This window comes from Ensifer sp. Root31 (assembly GCF_001424825.1).
Classification (GTDB): domain Bacteria; phylum Pseudomonadota; class Alphaproteobacteria; order Rhizobiales; family Rhizobiaceae; genus Ensifer; species Ensifer canadensis.
The window spans coordinates 137,110-153,368 of record NZ_LMCO01000005.1 but is presented as its reverse complement, the minus strand read 5'-3'; the positions used below and the strand labels follow the sequence as shown (position 1 = coordinate 153,368).

The 16,259-nt window shown below is 61.7% G+C and carries 15 protein-coding genes; 1 reads left to right on the top strand and 14 read right to left on the bottom strand.

From position 1 onward, the window contains the following. Positions 1 to 58: 58 nt before the first annotated feature. The 7 genes from ASD00_RS06885 to ruvC all read right to left on the bottom strand — a co-directional run bounded on the left by ASD00_RS06885 (position 59) and on the right by ruvC (position 6,132). Positions 59 to 1,158 (bottom strand): IS3 family transposase gene (locus ASD00_RS06885; RefSeq protein ID WP_244496021.1). Its coding sequence is split into 2 segments (ribosomal slippage): positions 59 to 897 and positions 897 to 1,158, totalling 1,101 coding nucleotides; the frame shifts between segments, so codons are not numbered across the junction. Positions 1,159 to 1,347: 189 nt separating this feature from the next. Next, entirely contained in the window at positions 1,348 to 1,716 is a 369-nt protein-coding gene (locus tag ASD00_RS06875; RefSeq protein WP_057205713.1) for a hypothetical protein, read from the bottom strand. Then, the gene (locus ASD00_RS06870; RefSeq protein WP_057205711.1) at positions 1,716 to 2,615 is read right to left on the bottom strand and encodes a metallophosphoesterase; all 900 of its coding nucleotides are present in this window, start codon (positions 2,613 to 2,615) and stop codon (positions 1,716 to 1,718) included. Before ASD00_RS06870 ends, ASD00_RS06875 begins: the two co-directional genes overlap by 1 nt. 283 nt (positions 2,616 to 2,898) lie before the next feature. Then, entirely contained in the window at positions 2,899 to 3,801 is a 903-nt protein-coding gene (locus ASD00_RS06865) for a metallophosphoesterase (RefSeq protein ID WP_057205709.1), read from the bottom strand. Further along, complete coding sequence (gene ruvB / locus ASD00_RS06860) at positions 3,802 to 4,842, bottom strand: Holliday junction branch migration DNA helicase RuvB (RefSeq protein ID WP_057205706.1); 1,041 nt, start codon at positions 4,840 to 4,842, stop codon at positions 3,802 to 3,804. An 87-nt stretch (positions 4,843 to 4,929) separates the two neighbouring features. Next, positions 4,930 to 5,547 carry a Holliday junction branch migration protein RuvA gene (gene ruvA, locus ASD00_RS06855; protein WP_025424742.1) on the bottom strand — a complete coding sequence of 206 codons (618 nt, stop codon included), beginning with the start codon at positions 5,545 to 5,547 and terminating at the stop codon, positions 4,930 to 4,932. Positions 5,548 to 5,619: 72 nt separating this feature from the next. Next, positions 5,620 to 6,132, bottom strand: a complete 513-nt coding sequence (gene ruvC, locus ASD00_RS06850) for a crossover junction endodeoxyribonuclease RuvC (RefSeq protein ID WP_025424743.1) — start codon at positions 6,130 to 6,132, stop codon at positions 5,620 to 5,622. A 171-nt stretch (positions 6,133 to 6,303) separates the two neighbouring features. Between ruvC and ASD00_RS06845 the strand changes: the two genes are divergently transcribed. Next, positions 6,304 to 7,305 (top strand): LLM class flavin-dependent oxidoreductase, encoded by a 1,002-nt coding sequence (locus tag ASD00_RS06845; protein ID WP_057205705.1) that lies wholly within the window; start codon positions 6,304 to 6,306, stop codon positions 7,303 to 7,305. 8 nt (positions 7,306 to 7,313) lie between these two features. Here the strand turns inward: ASD00_RS06845 and ASD00_RS06840 are convergent, their stop codons facing one another. The 7 genes from ASD00_RS06840 to ASD00_RS06810 form a co-directional block, all read right to left on the bottom strand. After that, entirely contained in the window at positions 7,314 to 7,952 is a 639-nt protein-coding gene (locus ASD00_RS06840; RefSeq protein ID WP_057205703.1) for an HAD hydrolase-like protein, read from the bottom strand. A gap of 193 nt (positions 7,953 to 8,145) precedes the next feature. Continuing rightward, positions 8,146 to 8,892: a YebC/PmpR family DNA-binding transcriptional regulator gene (locus ASD00_RS06835; protein WP_025424746.1), complete on the bottom strand. Its 747-nt coding sequence runs from the start codon at positions 8,890 to 8,892 to the stop codon at positions 8,146 to 8,148. Between the two features lie 86 nt (positions 8,893 to 8,978). Then, positions 8,979 to 9,476, bottom strand: coding sequence for a hypothetical protein (locus tag ASD00_RS06830; RefSeq protein ID WP_057205702.1), 498 nt, complete (start codon positions 9,474 to 9,476; stop codon positions 8,979 to 8,981). A 16-nt stretch (positions 9,477 to 9,492) separates the two neighbouring features. Continuing rightward, a complete protein-coding gene (locus ASD00_RS06825) occupies positions 9,493 to 10,329 on the bottom strand; it encodes an MBL fold metallo-hydrolase (protein ID WP_057205699.1) in 837 nt (278 codons plus the stop codon). Between the two features lie 295 nt (positions 10,330 to 10,624). After that, the gene (locus ASD00_RS06820; protein WP_057205697.1) at positions 10,625 to 13,804 is read right to left on the bottom strand and encodes a multidrug efflux RND transporter permease subunit; all 3,180 of its coding nucleotides are present in this window, start codon (positions 13,802 to 13,804) and stop codon (positions 10,625 to 10,627) included. After that, positions 13,801 to 14,955, bottom strand: a complete 1,155-nt coding sequence (locus tag ASD00_RS06815; protein ID WP_057205695.1) for an efflux RND transporter periplasmic adaptor subunit — start codon at positions 14,953 to 14,955, stop codon at positions 13,801 to 13,803. The genes ASD00_RS06820 and ASD00_RS06815 overlap by 4 nt, the downstream gene beginning before the upstream one ends. 405 nt (positions 14,956 to 15,360) lie before the next feature. Beyond that, positions 15,361 to 16,185: a YmdB family metallophosphoesterase gene (locus ASD00_RS06810; protein ID WP_053249648.1), complete on the bottom strand. Its 825-nt coding sequence runs from the start codon at positions 16,183 to 16,185 to the stop codon at positions 15,361 to 15,363. Positions 16,186 to 16,259: the final 74 nt, after the last annotated feature.

Here is a 16,259-nt window from a genome sequence, read left to right as displayed (position 1 = left end):
TGACCTGAGACCCATCTTCCCTCCATTTTTCAGGAGAGTCGTTGGTTTCAATCTGACTTCAAGCGGCCTGTTTTTCCATAGCCATTTTCATTGCGAATTCGCTGGGTGTGATATTTCCGAGCGATGAGTGTGGTCTGTTTCGGTTGTAGTCCTCCTTCCACGCTGTGATGTCCGTCCGCGCCTGTGTCAGCGATGAGAAGAGGGTTTCGTTGAGGCATTCGTCGCGGAAGCTGCCATTGAAGCTTTCAACGAAACCGTTCTGCATCGGCTTGCCAGGTGCGATGTAATGCCATTCGACGTGTGTGCCCTGGCACCACTTGAGAACGGCCATGCTGGTCATTTCCGTGCCATTGTCAGAGACAATGGTCCTTGGCTTTCCGCGCCGTGCGATGATCGTATCCAACTCCCGAGCAAGCCGCAGCCCTGAGAGTGACGTGTCGGCGACTAGCGCCAAGCACTCACGGGTGAAGTCGTCGACAACGGCCAGGACGCGGAAGCGGCGACCATCGGTGAAGGCGTCGCTAACGAAGTCCAGGCTCCAGCGCTCATTGGGACGCGATGGCAATSCCAACGRCCGCCTGGTTCCCAGGGCACGCTTGCGCCCGCCGCGTTTGCGGACGGTCAGCTTCTCTTCCCGATAGAGCCGCCTGAGCTTCTTCAGGTTCATGACGATACCCTGCCGATCCAACATCACGTGGATGCGCCGATAGCCGAAACGGCGGCGCTCTGACGCTACCTTCTTCATGGCATCCCGGATATGGGCGTCATCAGGCCGAATACTGCGATATCGCATGCTCGACCGGTCAATGGACAAAACCTCGCACGCCCGACGCTGGCTCACACCATGCTCCTTGCAGACATGAGCCACCGCATCTCGCTTCACATCGGGCGTCACCATTTTTTTGATGCGACGTCCTTCAGGATCGCGTTGTCCAGCATTGCTTCGGCGAGCAGTTTCTTCAGCTTGGCATTCTCATCTTCCAAAGCCTTTAGCTTCCTGGCGTCGGAAACATCCATGCCGCCATACTTCGCCTTGTATTTGTAAAAGGTTGCCTCCGATATCCCATGCCTGCGGCAGACATCGGCCGTCTTCTGGCCACTCTCCTGCTCGTTCAGTATCCCGATGATCTGCTGTTCCGTGAACCGTGCACGCTTCATTCCGTCCGTCTCCTCAATGTGACGGACTCTACCAAAATTTGGAGGAAGTTCAGGGTCTCAGGTCANTGATCTGCTGTTCCGTGAACCGTGCACGCTTCATTCCGTCCGTCTCCTCAATGTGACGGACTCTACCAAAATTTGGAGGAAGTTCAGGGTCTCAGGTCACGGGCCTTTCCTTCTGATCACGGGTCAAACCAGACCCGTGATCCCCCAACTCAAGCCACCGACAGCAGGCCCATCATCGGCTCGATCCGCGCTTTCATCGAATTTGCCGGTTTTATCCGCCGGAAGCACGAAGAGAAGGCTGTGCGAGACAACGATCGCGGCGGCAAGCAGCAGGCCATAGGCCATCAGGATCACCATCATCGGAACGACGAAATTGAGCTGTGGCAATGCGCCGAGCATCAACGGCACGCACCAGGAGGTTGCCGATATTACACCGGAGACGAGGAAGGTGCTGCGCTGCTTGGTCGACATGCCTTCCATCAGCAAGCGGCCGATCTGCATCTTCACCTTCGGCAAGATCACCGAGCCCGTTGCTTGAGTCGACGCTGTCATTAGCCGATATCGATGGCAACGATTTCCGGCGGCGATCCGATCCGGATCGGCAAATTCGAAAGACCCAATCCACCGGAGACGATCATGTGACGACCGTCCTCGACGACGTGGCCGTAGGCATAGCGGTTGCCGTATCGCGACGGGACAAGCGGCGCATAGCCGAGAATCCTGACCTGCCCGCCATGGGTATGGCCGGCGAGTGTCAACGATACACGCCGGGGCACGTCGACAAAGATGTCCGGCTCGTGGGCCATCAGGATGATCGGATCGTCACCATCCATGCCGGCCATCGTGCCGGGCAGGTCATCGAGCCCGGGGATCATGCCTGAGCCGTCGGGAGCCAGGTAGGTTGGCTCGAGTTGATCGGCCAGACCGGCGAGCCAGAAGGATCGTCCGTCCTTTTCGAGCCGCAGCGCACGATTGTCGTAGACCGGGATGCCAACGCCGGCAAGCGCCCTGTGGGCTAGCGTCGGACCATGCCCGGCCAGACGGGCGACCGGATCGTTGAGCCAGTCGTGATTGCCTATGATCGCGTGGACCCCGAGAGGCGCTTTCAGCCGCGCCAATGCCTCGGCCCAACGGGCGGGTTCGATGAAACCGGTCAGGCGCAGGCTGCTCATATAGTCGCCGAGAAGGAGGATGATGTCGCCACCAAGCGCACTGGCCTGATCGCAGATGCCGGCAATCCGGTGCACAGGCATCCAGGGTTCGCAGGCGTGGATATCGGCCAGGACGACGACCCTGAGCTTGAGGCCTGGCGGCCAGTTGGCAGGCCGCAAAGCGTAGGACGTCACCAGCGGCCGCTGCAACGGCTCGACCCCCACCGCATAGGCGCTGGTGCCAAACCCAGCCATCACCAGCCCGCCGAGAAGCTTGAGGAACCCGCGCCGCGCCAGCATTCACTCTTCCCTTCAATGGATGGACGCCAAGCCGCCTGCCACCTTCATCGAGGCGATGCAGGTAATGGAAAGCGCTCGTCCAACGTCGACGGCCGGCTCTTTCCCTACTGCATGTTTCCTTAAATCGTATCCGGTTCAAGGAAACATGCAGCAATTCAAAGTGCTACAGCGACCTCTGCGCGTCTCATGAGACGCGTGGCGCTGTCGCGGATCATAGCGAGCCCGCCGCCACGCCGAAATACGCCATTTGGCCGCGCGCCTAAGCCATGCGGCCGGAATCCCCTCAGCCGAGGTCGATGACGACGATCTCCGGCGGCACGCCGAAGCGGACCGGCGCGATCGAGCAGCCGAGCCCGCCGGAAACGATCAGGCTGCGATCGTCTTCAACCATATGACCATACGCATACCGATCGCCGAAGCGCGAGGGTAAGACGGGAGCATGACCGAGAAACCGGACCTGCCCACCATGGGTGTGGCCCGAGAGCGTCAAGGCAACGCGCGAAGGCACTTTCGGAAAAATGTCGGGCTCATGGGCAAGCAGGATCACCGGCGCGTCGTCTTCTACTTGTGCCAGCGTGCCATCGAGATCGTCGAGGCCCTGCATATGCTTGCGCATCCATTTCTTGCCCGGCACCAACGCGAGTTGGTCTTCGAGGCCGGCGAGCCAGAAGCCGAGGCCATCCTTTTCCAGGCGGATGGCGCGATTGCTGTAGACGTTGATGCCGACGTCGGCGAGCGCCTTGTGACCGAAGGTGAGGCCGCCGCTGTTCTTCTGCGCGGTCCTGTCCTCCCACCAGTCGTGATTGCCCATGATCGCATGCACGCCGAGCGGCGCCTCAAGCGTCGCGAGCGCCTTCGACCATTCGCTGGAATGCACATAGCGTGTCACCAGGTTCATGCCGGCGGCATAGTCGCCGAGAAGGACGGTGATATCGCCACCAAGCGCATTGGCCTGCCGGCAGATCGAGGCGATGCGGTTGGCGGACATCCATGGCTCACAGGCGTGGATGTCCGCAAGTGCCACCACCCGCAGCTTCAAGCCCGGCGACCAGCCCGGCGGCGTCAGCGCATAACGCGTCACGCTCAGCCGGGCGAGCGGCTCGATGGCAAAGGCATAGCCGCCAAGCGCCGCCATGCTGGCAATCCCGCCGCCGAGAAACTTCAGAAGCCCACGGCGCGTGATCATTTACTCGTCCTCGAGCGTCAATCGAAACTGGGTCGCCTCGACCTCTTTTGGCGGATTGAGGCCGATATGTTTCCAGGCATTGGCGGTCAATATGCGGCCGCGCGGCGTGCGCTGGATGAAACCCTGCTGGATCAGATAGGGTTCGATGATGTCTTCGATCGCATCGCGCGGTTCGGAAAGCCCGGCGGCAATGGTCTCGATGCCGACAGGCCCGCCAGCGAAATTCTGGGCGATCATGAAGAGATAGCGCCGGTCGAGCTGGTCGAGCCCCATATTGTCGACGAGAAGCCGCGTCAGCGCCTCGTCGGCGATCTGCTTGGTCACCGCTTCGGCCCGGGCCACTTCGGCAAAATCACGCACGCGACGCAGCAGGCGGCCGGCGATCCGCGGCGTTCCCCGTGCGCGCCGCGCAATCTCGCGTGCGCCGTCGTCGGTCATGCCGAGCCCCATCAGCCGGGAGCCGCGGCGCACGATCGATTCCAGTTCCTCGACCGTATAGAAATTGAGCCGCACCGGAATACCGAAGCGGTCGCGCAGCGGCGTCGTCAGCAGGCCGAGACGGGTGGTTGCAGCGACCAGCGTGAACTTCGACAGATCGATCTTCACCGATCGCGCCGCCGGTCCCTCGCCGATGATCAGATCGAGCTGGAAGTCTTCCATCGCCGGATAGAGGATTTCCTCGACCGCCGGGTTGAGCCGGTGGATTTCGTCGATGAACAGAACGTCGCGCTCTTCGAGATTGGTCAGGAGCGCTGCCAGATCGCCCGCCTTGGCGATAACAGGCCCGGAGGTCGAGCGGAAGTTGACGCCCAGCTCCTTGGCCATGATCTGCGCCAGCGTCGTCTTGCCGAGACCGGGCGGCCCGACGAACAGCACGTGATCGAGCGCTTCGCCGCGGTTCTTCGCCGCTTCGATGAAGATCTTCAGGTTGGCGCGGGCTTCCGCCTGGCCGGTGAATTCGTCCAGAGACTGCGGACGCATCGTCGCATCGAGATCTTCGCCGCGCTTTTCCGGCGTTATCAGGCGTGCGGCTTCAGTCATCCATCCGTTCCAATCGATCGGGCATTCTTGCGCGTGGTGTTAAAGAGAATGCCCGTTTTGCATCGGCCGGCACGACAACGCAAGGAATCATCGCGCCAGCTCCTTGAGGCCAAGCCGGATCAGCTTGGCGCTGTCGGCGTCCTCGCCGCCGTTCTTCAGCGCCGCGGCAACCGCATTTGCAGCCTGGTCGCGGGAATAGCCGAGGTTGGTCAACGCCGACACCGCGTCTGAAACCGGCGCCGAGGCAACACCCTCGCCAAGCTCCTGCTTGAGGCCGATCGTGCCGGACATTTCGCCGGCAAACGCCGGTGCCTTGTTTTTCAGTTCGGTGACGATGCGCACCGCCACCTTCGGGCCGACACCCGGCGCGCGCGACACCGAGGTCTTGTCCTGTAGCGCAATCGCGTTTGCAAGCTCGCCCGGCGTCAGCGTCGACAAAAGAGCGAGCGCCACCTTGGAGCCCACCCCCTGGACGCTCTGCAACAGCCGGAACCACTCGCGCTCCAGCGCCGTCAGGAAGCCGAACAGCTTCAACTGGTCCTCGCGCACATAGGTCTCGATAAACAGCACCGCCGCCTCTCCCGCCGAACCGAGCTTCGACAATGTGCGCGCCGAACAATGGGCGACATAGCCGACGCCATGCACGTCGAGAACGACATGATCCTCGCCGATTTCGTCGATAGTACCCTTCAATTTGCCGATCATGTGGCGTCGTCTCTCATGGATGGATTGCGGGATGATCGGACCGACCATCGGAAATTAACGGCACCAGCGCAACTACCCCATCAGGGCCGCAAGCCGGCTGGTCACCGACAGGCGGTTGTGCGCGTGGCAAATGGCAATCGCGAGCGCGTCGGCAGCATCGTTGCCCTTGAACTCGGCCTTCGGCATCAGGACTTTCAGCATCATGTGGATTTGCTGCTTTTCACCGTGGCCGACACCGATGACGGCCTTCTTGACCGCGTTCGGCGCATATTCGGCAACCCTCAAGCCCGCGCGCGCCGGCACCAGCATGGCGATGCCGCGCGCCTGCCCGAGCTTCAGCGTCGCCGTTGCATCCTTGTTGACGAAGGTCTGCTCCACCGCGGCCTCGTCTGGCTGATAACTGTGCACGACTTCCGCCAGGCCATCATGCAGCTGGCAGAGCCGCGAAGCGAGATCCATGTCGCCATCGGATGTCACCGTGCCGGAGGCGACGAAACGCAGCGAATTGCCAAGCGTTTCGATGATGCCCCAGCCGGTACGGCGGAGGCCCGGATCGATGCCGATGATGCGAATCGTGGTTTGCATGAATTTCACCCTATGCTGCGTGTCCGGACGCTGCCAGCAAAAAGTGAACAAAACAAAAACATCCACATGAGGCAAGCGCGGCTGTCGGAAATCTCAAGCGCTACCCTTGGATTGAGGAATTTTGACCTTACATAGCCATTCAATCAATTTCGCTCAATAAAGGCCTGGCTCATGGCGACTTTCTCCGTCCTCGATCTCTCCCCGATCACCGAAGGCGGCAGTGTCGCCCAATCGCTCGAAAACTCGAGGCTCTTGGCGCAGGCGGCCGAAGAAAACGGCTACAAGCGCTTCTGGCTGGCCGAACATCACGGCATGAAGGGCATTGCCAGCGCGGCGACCTCGATCGTCATTTCCCACGTCGCCGCAGGAACGAAGACGATCCGCGTCGGCTCCGGCGGTATCATGCTACCGAACCATTCGCCGCTGGTGATTGCCGAGCAGTTCGGCACACTTGCCGCCCTCTATCCCGGCCGCATCGATCTCGGGCTCGGCCGCGCGCCGGGCACCGACATGCGCACCGCCCAGGCGCTTCGCCGCAATATGGAGGCGAGCGCCAACAACTTCCCCAATGACGTCGTCGAACTGCAGGCACTGCTCGGCCCCGTCGCCGAGGATCAGAAGATCATCGCGGTTCCGGGTTCCGACACCAATGTGCCGATCTGGCTGCTCGGATCGAGCCACTACAGCGCCCATCTCGCCGGCATGCTCGGTTTGCCCTTTGCCTTTGCCTCGCATTTCGCGCCCGACATGCTGCTGTCGGCGCTTGAGATCTATCGCGAGCGCTTCACGCCTTCGCAGACGCTCAACAAGCCGCACGTGATGGTCGGCGTCATGGGCGTGGCAGCTGCCACCGACGAGGAGGCGAACTACCTCTTCACGTCGATGCAGCAATCCTTCGTCGCCCTGCGGCGCAACGCCCGCGGCCGGTTCCCGGCGCCGGTGGCGTCCATGGATGGGCTATGGAGTTCGGATGAGAAGATCTTTGTCGATCACGCGATGTCCTATGCCATCGTCGGTGGACCGGAGACCATCCGCAGAAAGATCGAAACGTTCCTTGACCAAACGAAGGCGGACGAACTGATCATCTCGATGCCGATCTTCGACATGGATGCCCGGCTCAAGTCGCTTCGGCTTTTCGCCGAGGCGCAGCAGGAGCTTGCCAAGGCGGCCTGATCAGTTGGTCAGCCCCGCCCCGCGACCCGAAAGGCCGGCAGGATCTCGTCGATGCGATCGAAGAAACGATCCGGCCCGAGCGATTTCAGGAACGCCGGATCGGCGTAGCCCCAGCCGACGGCGCCCGCCGCAATGCGTACTTTGCGGGCTGCCTCGATGTCGCGAGCCTCGTCGCCGATCGCAAGCATCCGCGAAGGATCGATGCCGGCAAACTTGACGACCCTCTTGAAATGCTGCGCCTTGCCGAACAGTGTGGCGCCGCATTCGAACAGGTCGATAGCGCCAGCGGTCTCGCCCAGCGCCTTGCGAACGGCCGCTTCGCCATTCGAACTGACGACCGCGATGCCGATGCCAGCCGACTTCAGCGCCGTCAGCATGCCCGAAACGCCGGGGAAAAGCTGAATGGCCCGAGCCTGGGCGGCCATTTCCTGCCGCATGAAAGTGGCGATCTGCGGCAGTTTCCACATCGGTACGCCGAGATGCGCGATGATCTCGCGACTGCCCATGGCGCGCAGCCCCTTGAACTCCTCGACCGTGAGCTGGCGAAACCCAAAGCGCGCGGCGGCAAGGTTGCTCGCCGCCATGAACAGCTCCGCCGTATCGGCGAGTGTACCGTCGAAGTCGAAGATCGCGAACTCATACGTCATCAGTCACATCCCATCGGTGACGCCCAAAGAAAAACCCGTGCCCTTTAGGACACGGGTAGATCAAGACGTCTACAGCGCAGTGCGTCCGATTGGACGCGCAAAGGTCGCTGTAGCACTTTGAATTGCTGCATGTTTTTGTCCCTAAATCGGATGGGACTTAAGGAGACATGCAGTAGGCCTGAAAAAATCCGGATCAGGCCGAAAGCTTCGCCATGACCTCATCGGACACTTCGAAGTTCGAATAGACGTTCTGCACGTCGTCGTCGTCTTCAAGAATGTCGATGAGCTTCATCAGCGACTGCGCCTTCTCCTCGTCAACAGGCACGGTGTTCTGGGCTTTCCAGATCGCATTGACGGTTTCGGCTTCGCCGAGCGTGTCTTCCAGAGCCTTGGAGACTTCGCCGATCGCTTCGAAGCCGCAGATGATCGTGTGGCCGTCCTCGTCGGTGGTCACGTCGTCGGCACCGGCTTCGATCGCCGCTTCCATCACCTTGTCGGCGTCGCCGACCGAAAGCTTGTAGGTGATCTCGCCGACACGGTCGAAGGAGAAGGAAACCGAACCGGTTTCACCAAGCGCGCCACCGGCCTTGGTGAAGGTCGAGCGGACGTTGGAGGCGGTACGGTTGCGGTTGTCGGTCAACGCCTCGACGATAACAGCGACGCCGCCCGGGCCATAACCTTCGTAACGGACTTCTTCGTAGTTCTCCGCGTCGCCGCCGGAGGCCTTCTTGATCGCACGTTCGATGTTGTCCTTCGGCATCGATTGCGCCTTGGCGTTCTGGATCGCCAGACGCAGGCGCGCGTTCATCGACGGATCGGGCATGCCGGTCTTCGCCGCAACCGTGATTTCGCGCGCGAGCTTGGAAAACATTTTCGAGCGCACCGCATCCTGACGGCCCTTGCGGTGCATGATGTTCTTGAACTGTGAATGGCCAGCCATGGCACCCTCTGCATGCATGAATTTGAATGGAATGGGGCGCCTTATAGTTTTATTGCCGCTTTCCGTCCAGCAGGGGGCGTTTCTTTTCAGTTGGCGGAGATGCGCCCGCGACTGAGAACGAAGGCATGGCCGTCCTCGCGGCGGCAGGAAAGGCCCGTTCGTTCCGAGATGCAGGAAAAGGGCCCGCCCTGCCATGTCGCCCTATATTCGAGGATCGGCCCGGCCGAACAGCAGCTCGGATCTCCGACCTCGCGATTGATCGTTGCCGCGCCGGCCCGTCCGAGCGTTGCCCTGACGTAACGCGGCGCGATGATATCGCAGGCGAGCTCCGGCCCGCCGTCGGCAAGCTGATAGGTCGGCGTGCCGCCGGGGGGTGTGTAGATGCAGCCGATATTGCCCGATGGCATCACGAACTCTTCCTGCTCGGCAACGGGCGCGACAGTCGCCTGGGGAACAGCTTGCGGGTGCTGGGTGTCGGGAGGCGGCATGCGCGGCGCAGGCGCGCCTCCAGCCAGAGCCGCCGTTACCAAAACCATTGTTGAAAAGGACAGAAACGCAACGACGCCGGCTGCAAACGATCTCATTGGGCAATCCCGATGTTCAGACGCCCTGGAGGATATAAATCAGCGGTTTGCTTGGCAAGGAACGCAGCGAGACTTTGACGCTCGCTCCGGTCGCGAAGCTCTTGTCGAAATCGTCGCCGAACATGTCGAGGAAGGCGTCGATCGGGGGACCGCGCCGATGCATCGGCAGGATAAGCGCCGCGCGCAGCCGCGAAACGACGCGGCTCATGCTTTCGGCCCCCATCGTCAGCCCGCCATCGACCGGCACCATCAGCACATCGAGCCTGCCGATCTGCCGGTAGTGGCTGTCATCGAGCTCGTGGTGCAGATGGCCGAGATGGCCGATGCACAGACCCGCCACCTCGAAGATGAAGATGGAATTGCCATCATGCTCCATCGTCACGGCGCCGGAGCGGATGTCCGTGGTGACATTGCGGATATAGGCATCGCCGACGACGAGGTCGTGCCGCGCCGGCTCGCCGTCTTCACCCCAACCATGCAGCACCGTGCGGATCGCCGGATCCGGCGTCAATGTGTAGTGGCTGGAATGCGCCTTGTTCATCGTCACCACGGTCGGCGGCGCCGACGGACGGAACCAGCCATTATAGTCCGTGGCGATCGACACGCCGCCCGGCGTCTCGATCAGAAAGGTCGAGTGGCCGAGATAGCTGATCGTCACTTCACCAGCGGCCGTCTGCCCCTTCGTTGCGGCGGCCGGTGTAAAACTGGCGAACGCGGTCTGAGGCAACGCCTCGGCGATCGCCTGGCATTGGCTCACTTGTGCGGGCGCTGCCTGTGCATGCGCGGCCGACGGCCAGAAGGCATGCAGAAGCCAGATGGCGGCAAAAGTGTAGGCAAGGTAGCGGAGCATCATCCATCACCTTTCACACCGCGCACGCATGACCTGTGCTCAAGCCCATTCGGCTTGGGTACAGGTCATGCGGCCGTTTGAGAGTATCGGCAGCGAACACGTCAATTCGAGAAACGCTGCCGTCACGGGCGAAAGGAGGATTGTGCAAGCGCGCCGTAACGTCCAGCGACAAAGCTGCGTCAGGCACTCACGTTTGCGTCATTGTGCTGGCATTGCGAACAGCGTCGCGCGTCCTGTTCACAGCGAAACGCCCCGGCGCTGCCACCGGGGCGTTGGATCACAAGCAACAGCGCTCGTGTTACTCGGCCGGCGTCGCCATCGGCTCGGTCGCCGCAACCGGCTTGCGCCGGCGGAACGAACGCAGCGTAACGTAGAAGACCGGCGTCAGGAACAGGCCAAGGAAGGTCACGCCGAGCATGCCGGAGAACACCGCCGTTCCGAGCGACTGGCGCATTTCGGCACCGGGTCCCGTGGCGATCATCAGCGGCACGACGCCGAGGATGAAGGCGAAGGCAGTCATCAGGATCGGCCGCAGACGCAACTGGCTGGCCTCGACCGCCGCTTCGATCGGTGTTTTCCCCTCATCCTCGCCCTGGCGGGCGAACTCGACAATCAGGATCGCGTTCTTCGCCGCAAGCCCGATCAGCACGATCAACCCGATCTGGGTCAGCACGTTGTTGTCGAGCCCCCGTAGGAAAACGCCGATGAGTGCCGAGAGCACACCGAGCGGCACGATCAGGATGATCGCCAGCGGCAGGACCCAGCTTTCATACTGCGCTGCCAGCGCCAGGAACACAAAGACGACCGACAGCGCGAAGATGAAGACCGCGGTGTTGCCCGTCTGGCGCTCCTGGAAGGCGAGTTCCGTCCACTCGAACGATGTGCCTTGTGGCAGCATCTGGGCCGCAAGCACCTCCATCTTGTCGAGGCTCGTGCCGGTCGAGACACCCGGCGCCGGGTTGCCCTGCAACGGTACCGAGACATACATATTGTATCGCTGCACCAGGGCGGGACCCGCAGTGTCGCGAATCTCGACCAGCGTGCCCATGGGCACCAGTGCGCCGGTGGCAGAGCGGACCTTCAGCGCCAGGATGTCGTCGCGCTCCAGACGGTACTGCTGGTCGGCCTGTGCCCGCACCTGATAGACGCGGCCAAAGGCATTGAAGTCGTTGACATAGGACGTGCCGAGATTGATCGACAGTGCCTCGAAGATATTCGGGATCGGCACGTTCAAGGTCCTCGCCTTGTCGCGATCGATCGCCAGGAAGTATTGCGGGCTCGACGCCGAGAACGTCGTGAAGACGCCGGTCAGCCCCTCGGTCTGGTTGGCAGCACCCATCATCTGGTAGGCCAGCCCCAGCACGCGGCGCATGTCGGCACTCTGCCGGTCGACAATCTGCATTTTGAAGCCGCCGGAGTTGCCGATGCCACGCACCGACGGCGGGGGAACGGCGATGATGAAGGCCTCCTGGATACTTTGCAGGCTGCCATAGAGTTGGCCGATGATCTGGTTGGCGCTCTCGCCGTGCTTGAGCCGCTCCTCGAAGCTCTTGAAGGACGCGAAGATGACACCGGCATTGGACGCATTGGTGAAGGTCGCGCCGTTGAAACCGGCGAAGGCGACGGCGTTTTTCACGCCGGGCACTTCCTGGATGATCTTCGAAGCGCGCTTGACCACCGCATCGGTCCGATCGAGCGACGCGCCGTCGGGAAGCTGGATGACGACGATGGCATAACCCTGGTCCATGGTCGGTACGAAGCCGCTCGGCACGATCTGCGCCATGTACCAGGTGGCGCCAAGCAGGCCGACGAAGACGACGAGCGCCGCAGCGAGCGCCGTTTTTGTCGAAATCAGCTTGCGCACGATCCAGGCGTAGCCTTCAGCCATGCGGTCGAAACCGTTGTTGAAGCCGTTTGCCAGCGACCGACCAAACCGGGTGAGCGGGTTGCCGCTTTCGTGGTGATTGTTCTCGTGCGGTTTCAACAGGATTGCCGCGAGCGCCGGCGACAGCGTCAGCGAATTGAAGGCGGAAATCACCGTCGCCACTGAAATCGTGACGGCGAACTGCAGATAGAACTGGCCGGCAATACCCGGGATGAAGGCCGTCGGGATGAAGACGGCGGTCAGCACCAGCGAGATCGCGATGACCGCTGCCCCCACTTCGTCCATGGTCACGTGCGACGCCTCGCGCGGGGTCATGCCGCGCGCCAGGTTTCGTTCGACGTTCTCGACCACGACGATGGCATCGTCGACGACGATGCCGATCGCCAGCACCAGGCCGAACAGTGTCAGCATGTTGAGCGAGAAGCCGAAGGCGTAAAGGAATGCGAAGGTGCCGACAAGCGACACCGGGATCGCCACGATCGGGATGATCGCCGTGCGCCAGGATTGCAGGAAGATGAGAACCACGAGCGCCACCAGAATGGCGGCTTCGCCGATCGTCTTGTAGACCTCGTTGATCGATTCGGAGATGAACTCGGTCGGATTGTAGACGATCCGGTATTCGAGGCCCTCCGGAAAGTCCTTCGAAACGTCCGTCATCACCTTCTGGATCGCGTCGGCCGCGTCGAGCGCGTTGGTACCCGGCCGCGAGAAGATGCCGAGCGCCACGGCCGGGCTGCCGTCCAGATAGCTGTTGTTGACGTATTCGCGGGCGCCGAGTTCGATGCGCGCCACGTCCTGCAGCTGCACCAGCCGTCCGCTCTCCGTCGCCTTGACGATGACGTAGCGGAACTGGCGGGCATCGCTGAAGCGGCCGTCGGTGGTAACAGTATATTGGAACGCGCTGTCGCCCGGTGTCGGCGGTGCGCCGATCGAACCGCCCGAGACCTGCACGTTCTGCTCCCGCAGCGCCTGCACGACGTCGCCTGCCGTCATTCCGTAGGCCGAGAGCTTTTCCGGATCGAGCCAGACGCGCAGCGCATACTCACGCTCGCCGAACAGGATGACGTCACCGACGCCGTCGAGACGGACCAGCAGGTCGCGGATGCGGGTGCGGGCATAGTTCGAGACGTAGAGCTGGTCGTAACGTTCGTTCGGCGACAGCAGATGCACGACCATCATCAGGTCGGGTGAACTTTTCGCCGTAGTGATGCCGATGCGCCGGACATCTTCGGGCAGGCGCGGTTCGGCGATGGACACGCGGTTCTGCACGAGAACCTGGGCCTGATCGAGGTCCGTTCCGAGCTTGAAGGTGATGGTCAGCGCCATCGAACCGTCGGCGGTCGAATAGGAGGACATGTAGAGCATGTTCTCGACGCCGTTGATTTCCTGTTCCAGTGGCGTTGCCACCGTGTTGGCGATGGTTTCGGCATCAGCGCCCGGATAGGCGGCGCGAACGACGATGGTCGGCGGTGCGATTTCCGGATACTGCGCCACCGGCAGCTGGAAGTAGGCGATGCTGCCGACGATCAGCAACACGATCGAAAGCACCGATGCGAAGATCGGGCGGTCTACGAAGAAATGGGCAAACCTCATTGAGCGCTCCCCGCCGCTTGAGCTTCAGGAGGCAGTTCAACGATCTCGGGCTTCACCTTCGTGCCCGGACGTGCCCGCATCAAGCCGTTGACCACGATGGTTTCGTCGCCGGTCATGCCGCTGCGGATGACACGATAGCCATGAAGCTTCGGTCCGAGCCGCACCGGCTTGGTCGCAACGGTGCCGTCTTCGCGCACCTCATAAACGATGCGTTCGTTCTGGTCGGCGCCGATCGCTTCATCGGGAATGAGCACAGCCTTGTAGGTGTTCGAGCCCTCGAGTTCGGCGCGACCGAAGAGACCCGGCTGCAGCACGTAGTTGGGATTGTCGAAGCGCGCACGCACCCGCATCGTGCCGCTTGCCTGGTCCAGCCGGTTCTCGGCGAAATCGAGCTTGCCCTTGAACGGCGCCTCGTTGGAATCAGCGATGGTGACCATGACATCGAGCGCGCCGCCGCCCTCCTGAAGTGCGCTGCCGCGTTCGCGAGCAACACGCGCATAGGAAAGCAGGCGACGCTCATCGACGTCGAAATAGAAGTCGATCGGATCGAGCGAAACGATCGTCGTCAGCACGGTCTGGTCCGCTTGAACGAGGTTGCCGGTCGAGATCAGGCGGCGATCGACGCGGCCGGTCAGCGGTGCGATGATCGTCGTATAGTCGAGATCGAGCTTGGCGCGCTCGGCCGCGGCTTCCGCTCCGCGCACGGCGGCTTGCGCCGAAAGCAATTCCCGGCGGTGGTCATCGAGCGTCGAGACGGAGAGCGTGCCGGTTCCAGTCAGGGATTCCGTGCGCTTGAACTGTGTCTCGGCAAAGGCGAGAGACGAACGCGTCGACTCGAGCGTCGCCTCCGCCTGCGATAGCGCGGTGCGATAGGGGCGTTGGTCAATGACGAAGAGCTTGTCGCCCTTCTTCACCAGGGCACCGTCGGTGAAGTTGACCTCGTCGAGATAGCCCCCGACGCGGGCGCGGACGGAAACTTCATCGACTGCCTCGAAGCGACCGATGAACTCGTCGCTGTCAATCACATCGCGAACGACCGGCTTGGCGGCAGTGACGGTGGGAAGCTGCGCATCCTGCGCGACGACGTTGGCTGCAGAGAAAAGGGAAATCGAAACGCCGAAAATCATCGGCAAATGCCATCTTGAATACATGCACGCTCTCCGAATGCACCGACAGCGCCGCGCGTCATATATGAAGCGCAAAAGGACGCTGTCACGCTTGAAACTCGCCGCATAATTTGCTCCTCAAATCGACGCCGATCCAAGGAATTATGCAGTAAAATCGAGAACGCCCGGCACGGGACATTGGTCGTCCGAGTACCTGCGGCGACATTTCGAACCCGCAATCCTGTGCTGCGGATGGTACTCAGTATGGAAGACTTGCGAGCGTCAGCCGTGTCCGAACGGCGCTGACGTAGCGTTACCCTGCCATCATTTCGCCGGCTTGTCACCTTGAAAAAAATCAATTCCGGGAAGGTGATACGTGTGCAAACCCGCGCCTTGGTCAGGCGCGGGCGAGACGATCAGGCAACCAAAAATCGTCAACCTGAGGATGGCTCAGGCCCAGAAATCCGGGATCGTTTCGGTCAATCTCGGACCGAGGCGCAGCGGCGCGATCTTTTCGGCAAGGCCGGTGCGGTCGGAAATCTCGACGCCGAGGCCGCAGATGGTCGCCGGCCCCGATGCCGCCTCGAAACGCCCCTTCGGCATCTTCGAAATAAACCGGTTCAGCGGTTCTTCCTTGTCCATGCCGAGCGAGGAATCATAGTCGCCGCACATGCCGGCGTCACTCATATAGGCGGTGCCGCCGTTGAGGATCTGATGATCGGCCGTCGGTACATGGGTGTGGGTGCCGACGACGAGGCTTGCCCGTCCGTCGACGAAATGGCCGAAACACTGCTTCTCGCTCGTCGCCTCGGCATGAAAGTCGAAGACGATGGCATCCGCCTGCTCGCCGAGCGGGCAGGCATCGAGGATCGCTTCGGCCGATTTGAAGGGATCGTCGAGTTCGGGGTGCATGAAGACGCGACCCATGACATTGGCAACCAGCACGCGTGCGCCGTTGCGGGCAAAGAACAGGTTCGATCCGCGCCCGGGCGTGCCCGCCGGATAGTTGGCCGGCCGTAAAAACTGGTCATGCCGCTCGCAGAAGACGACCGCCTCCTTCTGGTCCCAGACATGGTTGCCTGTGGTGACGACATCGGCACCGGCATTGATCGTCTCGAGAAAGATATCTTCGGTGATGCCGAAGCCGCCGGCGGCGTTCTCGCCGTTGACGATGACGAAGTCCAGCTTGAGGTCACCGACCAGCCCCGGAAGACGCTCCCAGACCGCCGTGCGGCCCGTCTTGCCAACCATATCTCCCAGAAACAAAAGCCTCATGCCCGTTCAATCCCACCAGAGCAGTTCCAGGAGGTTTTGCGTCCGGAACTGCGTAAAACAACAAAGAGATAGAG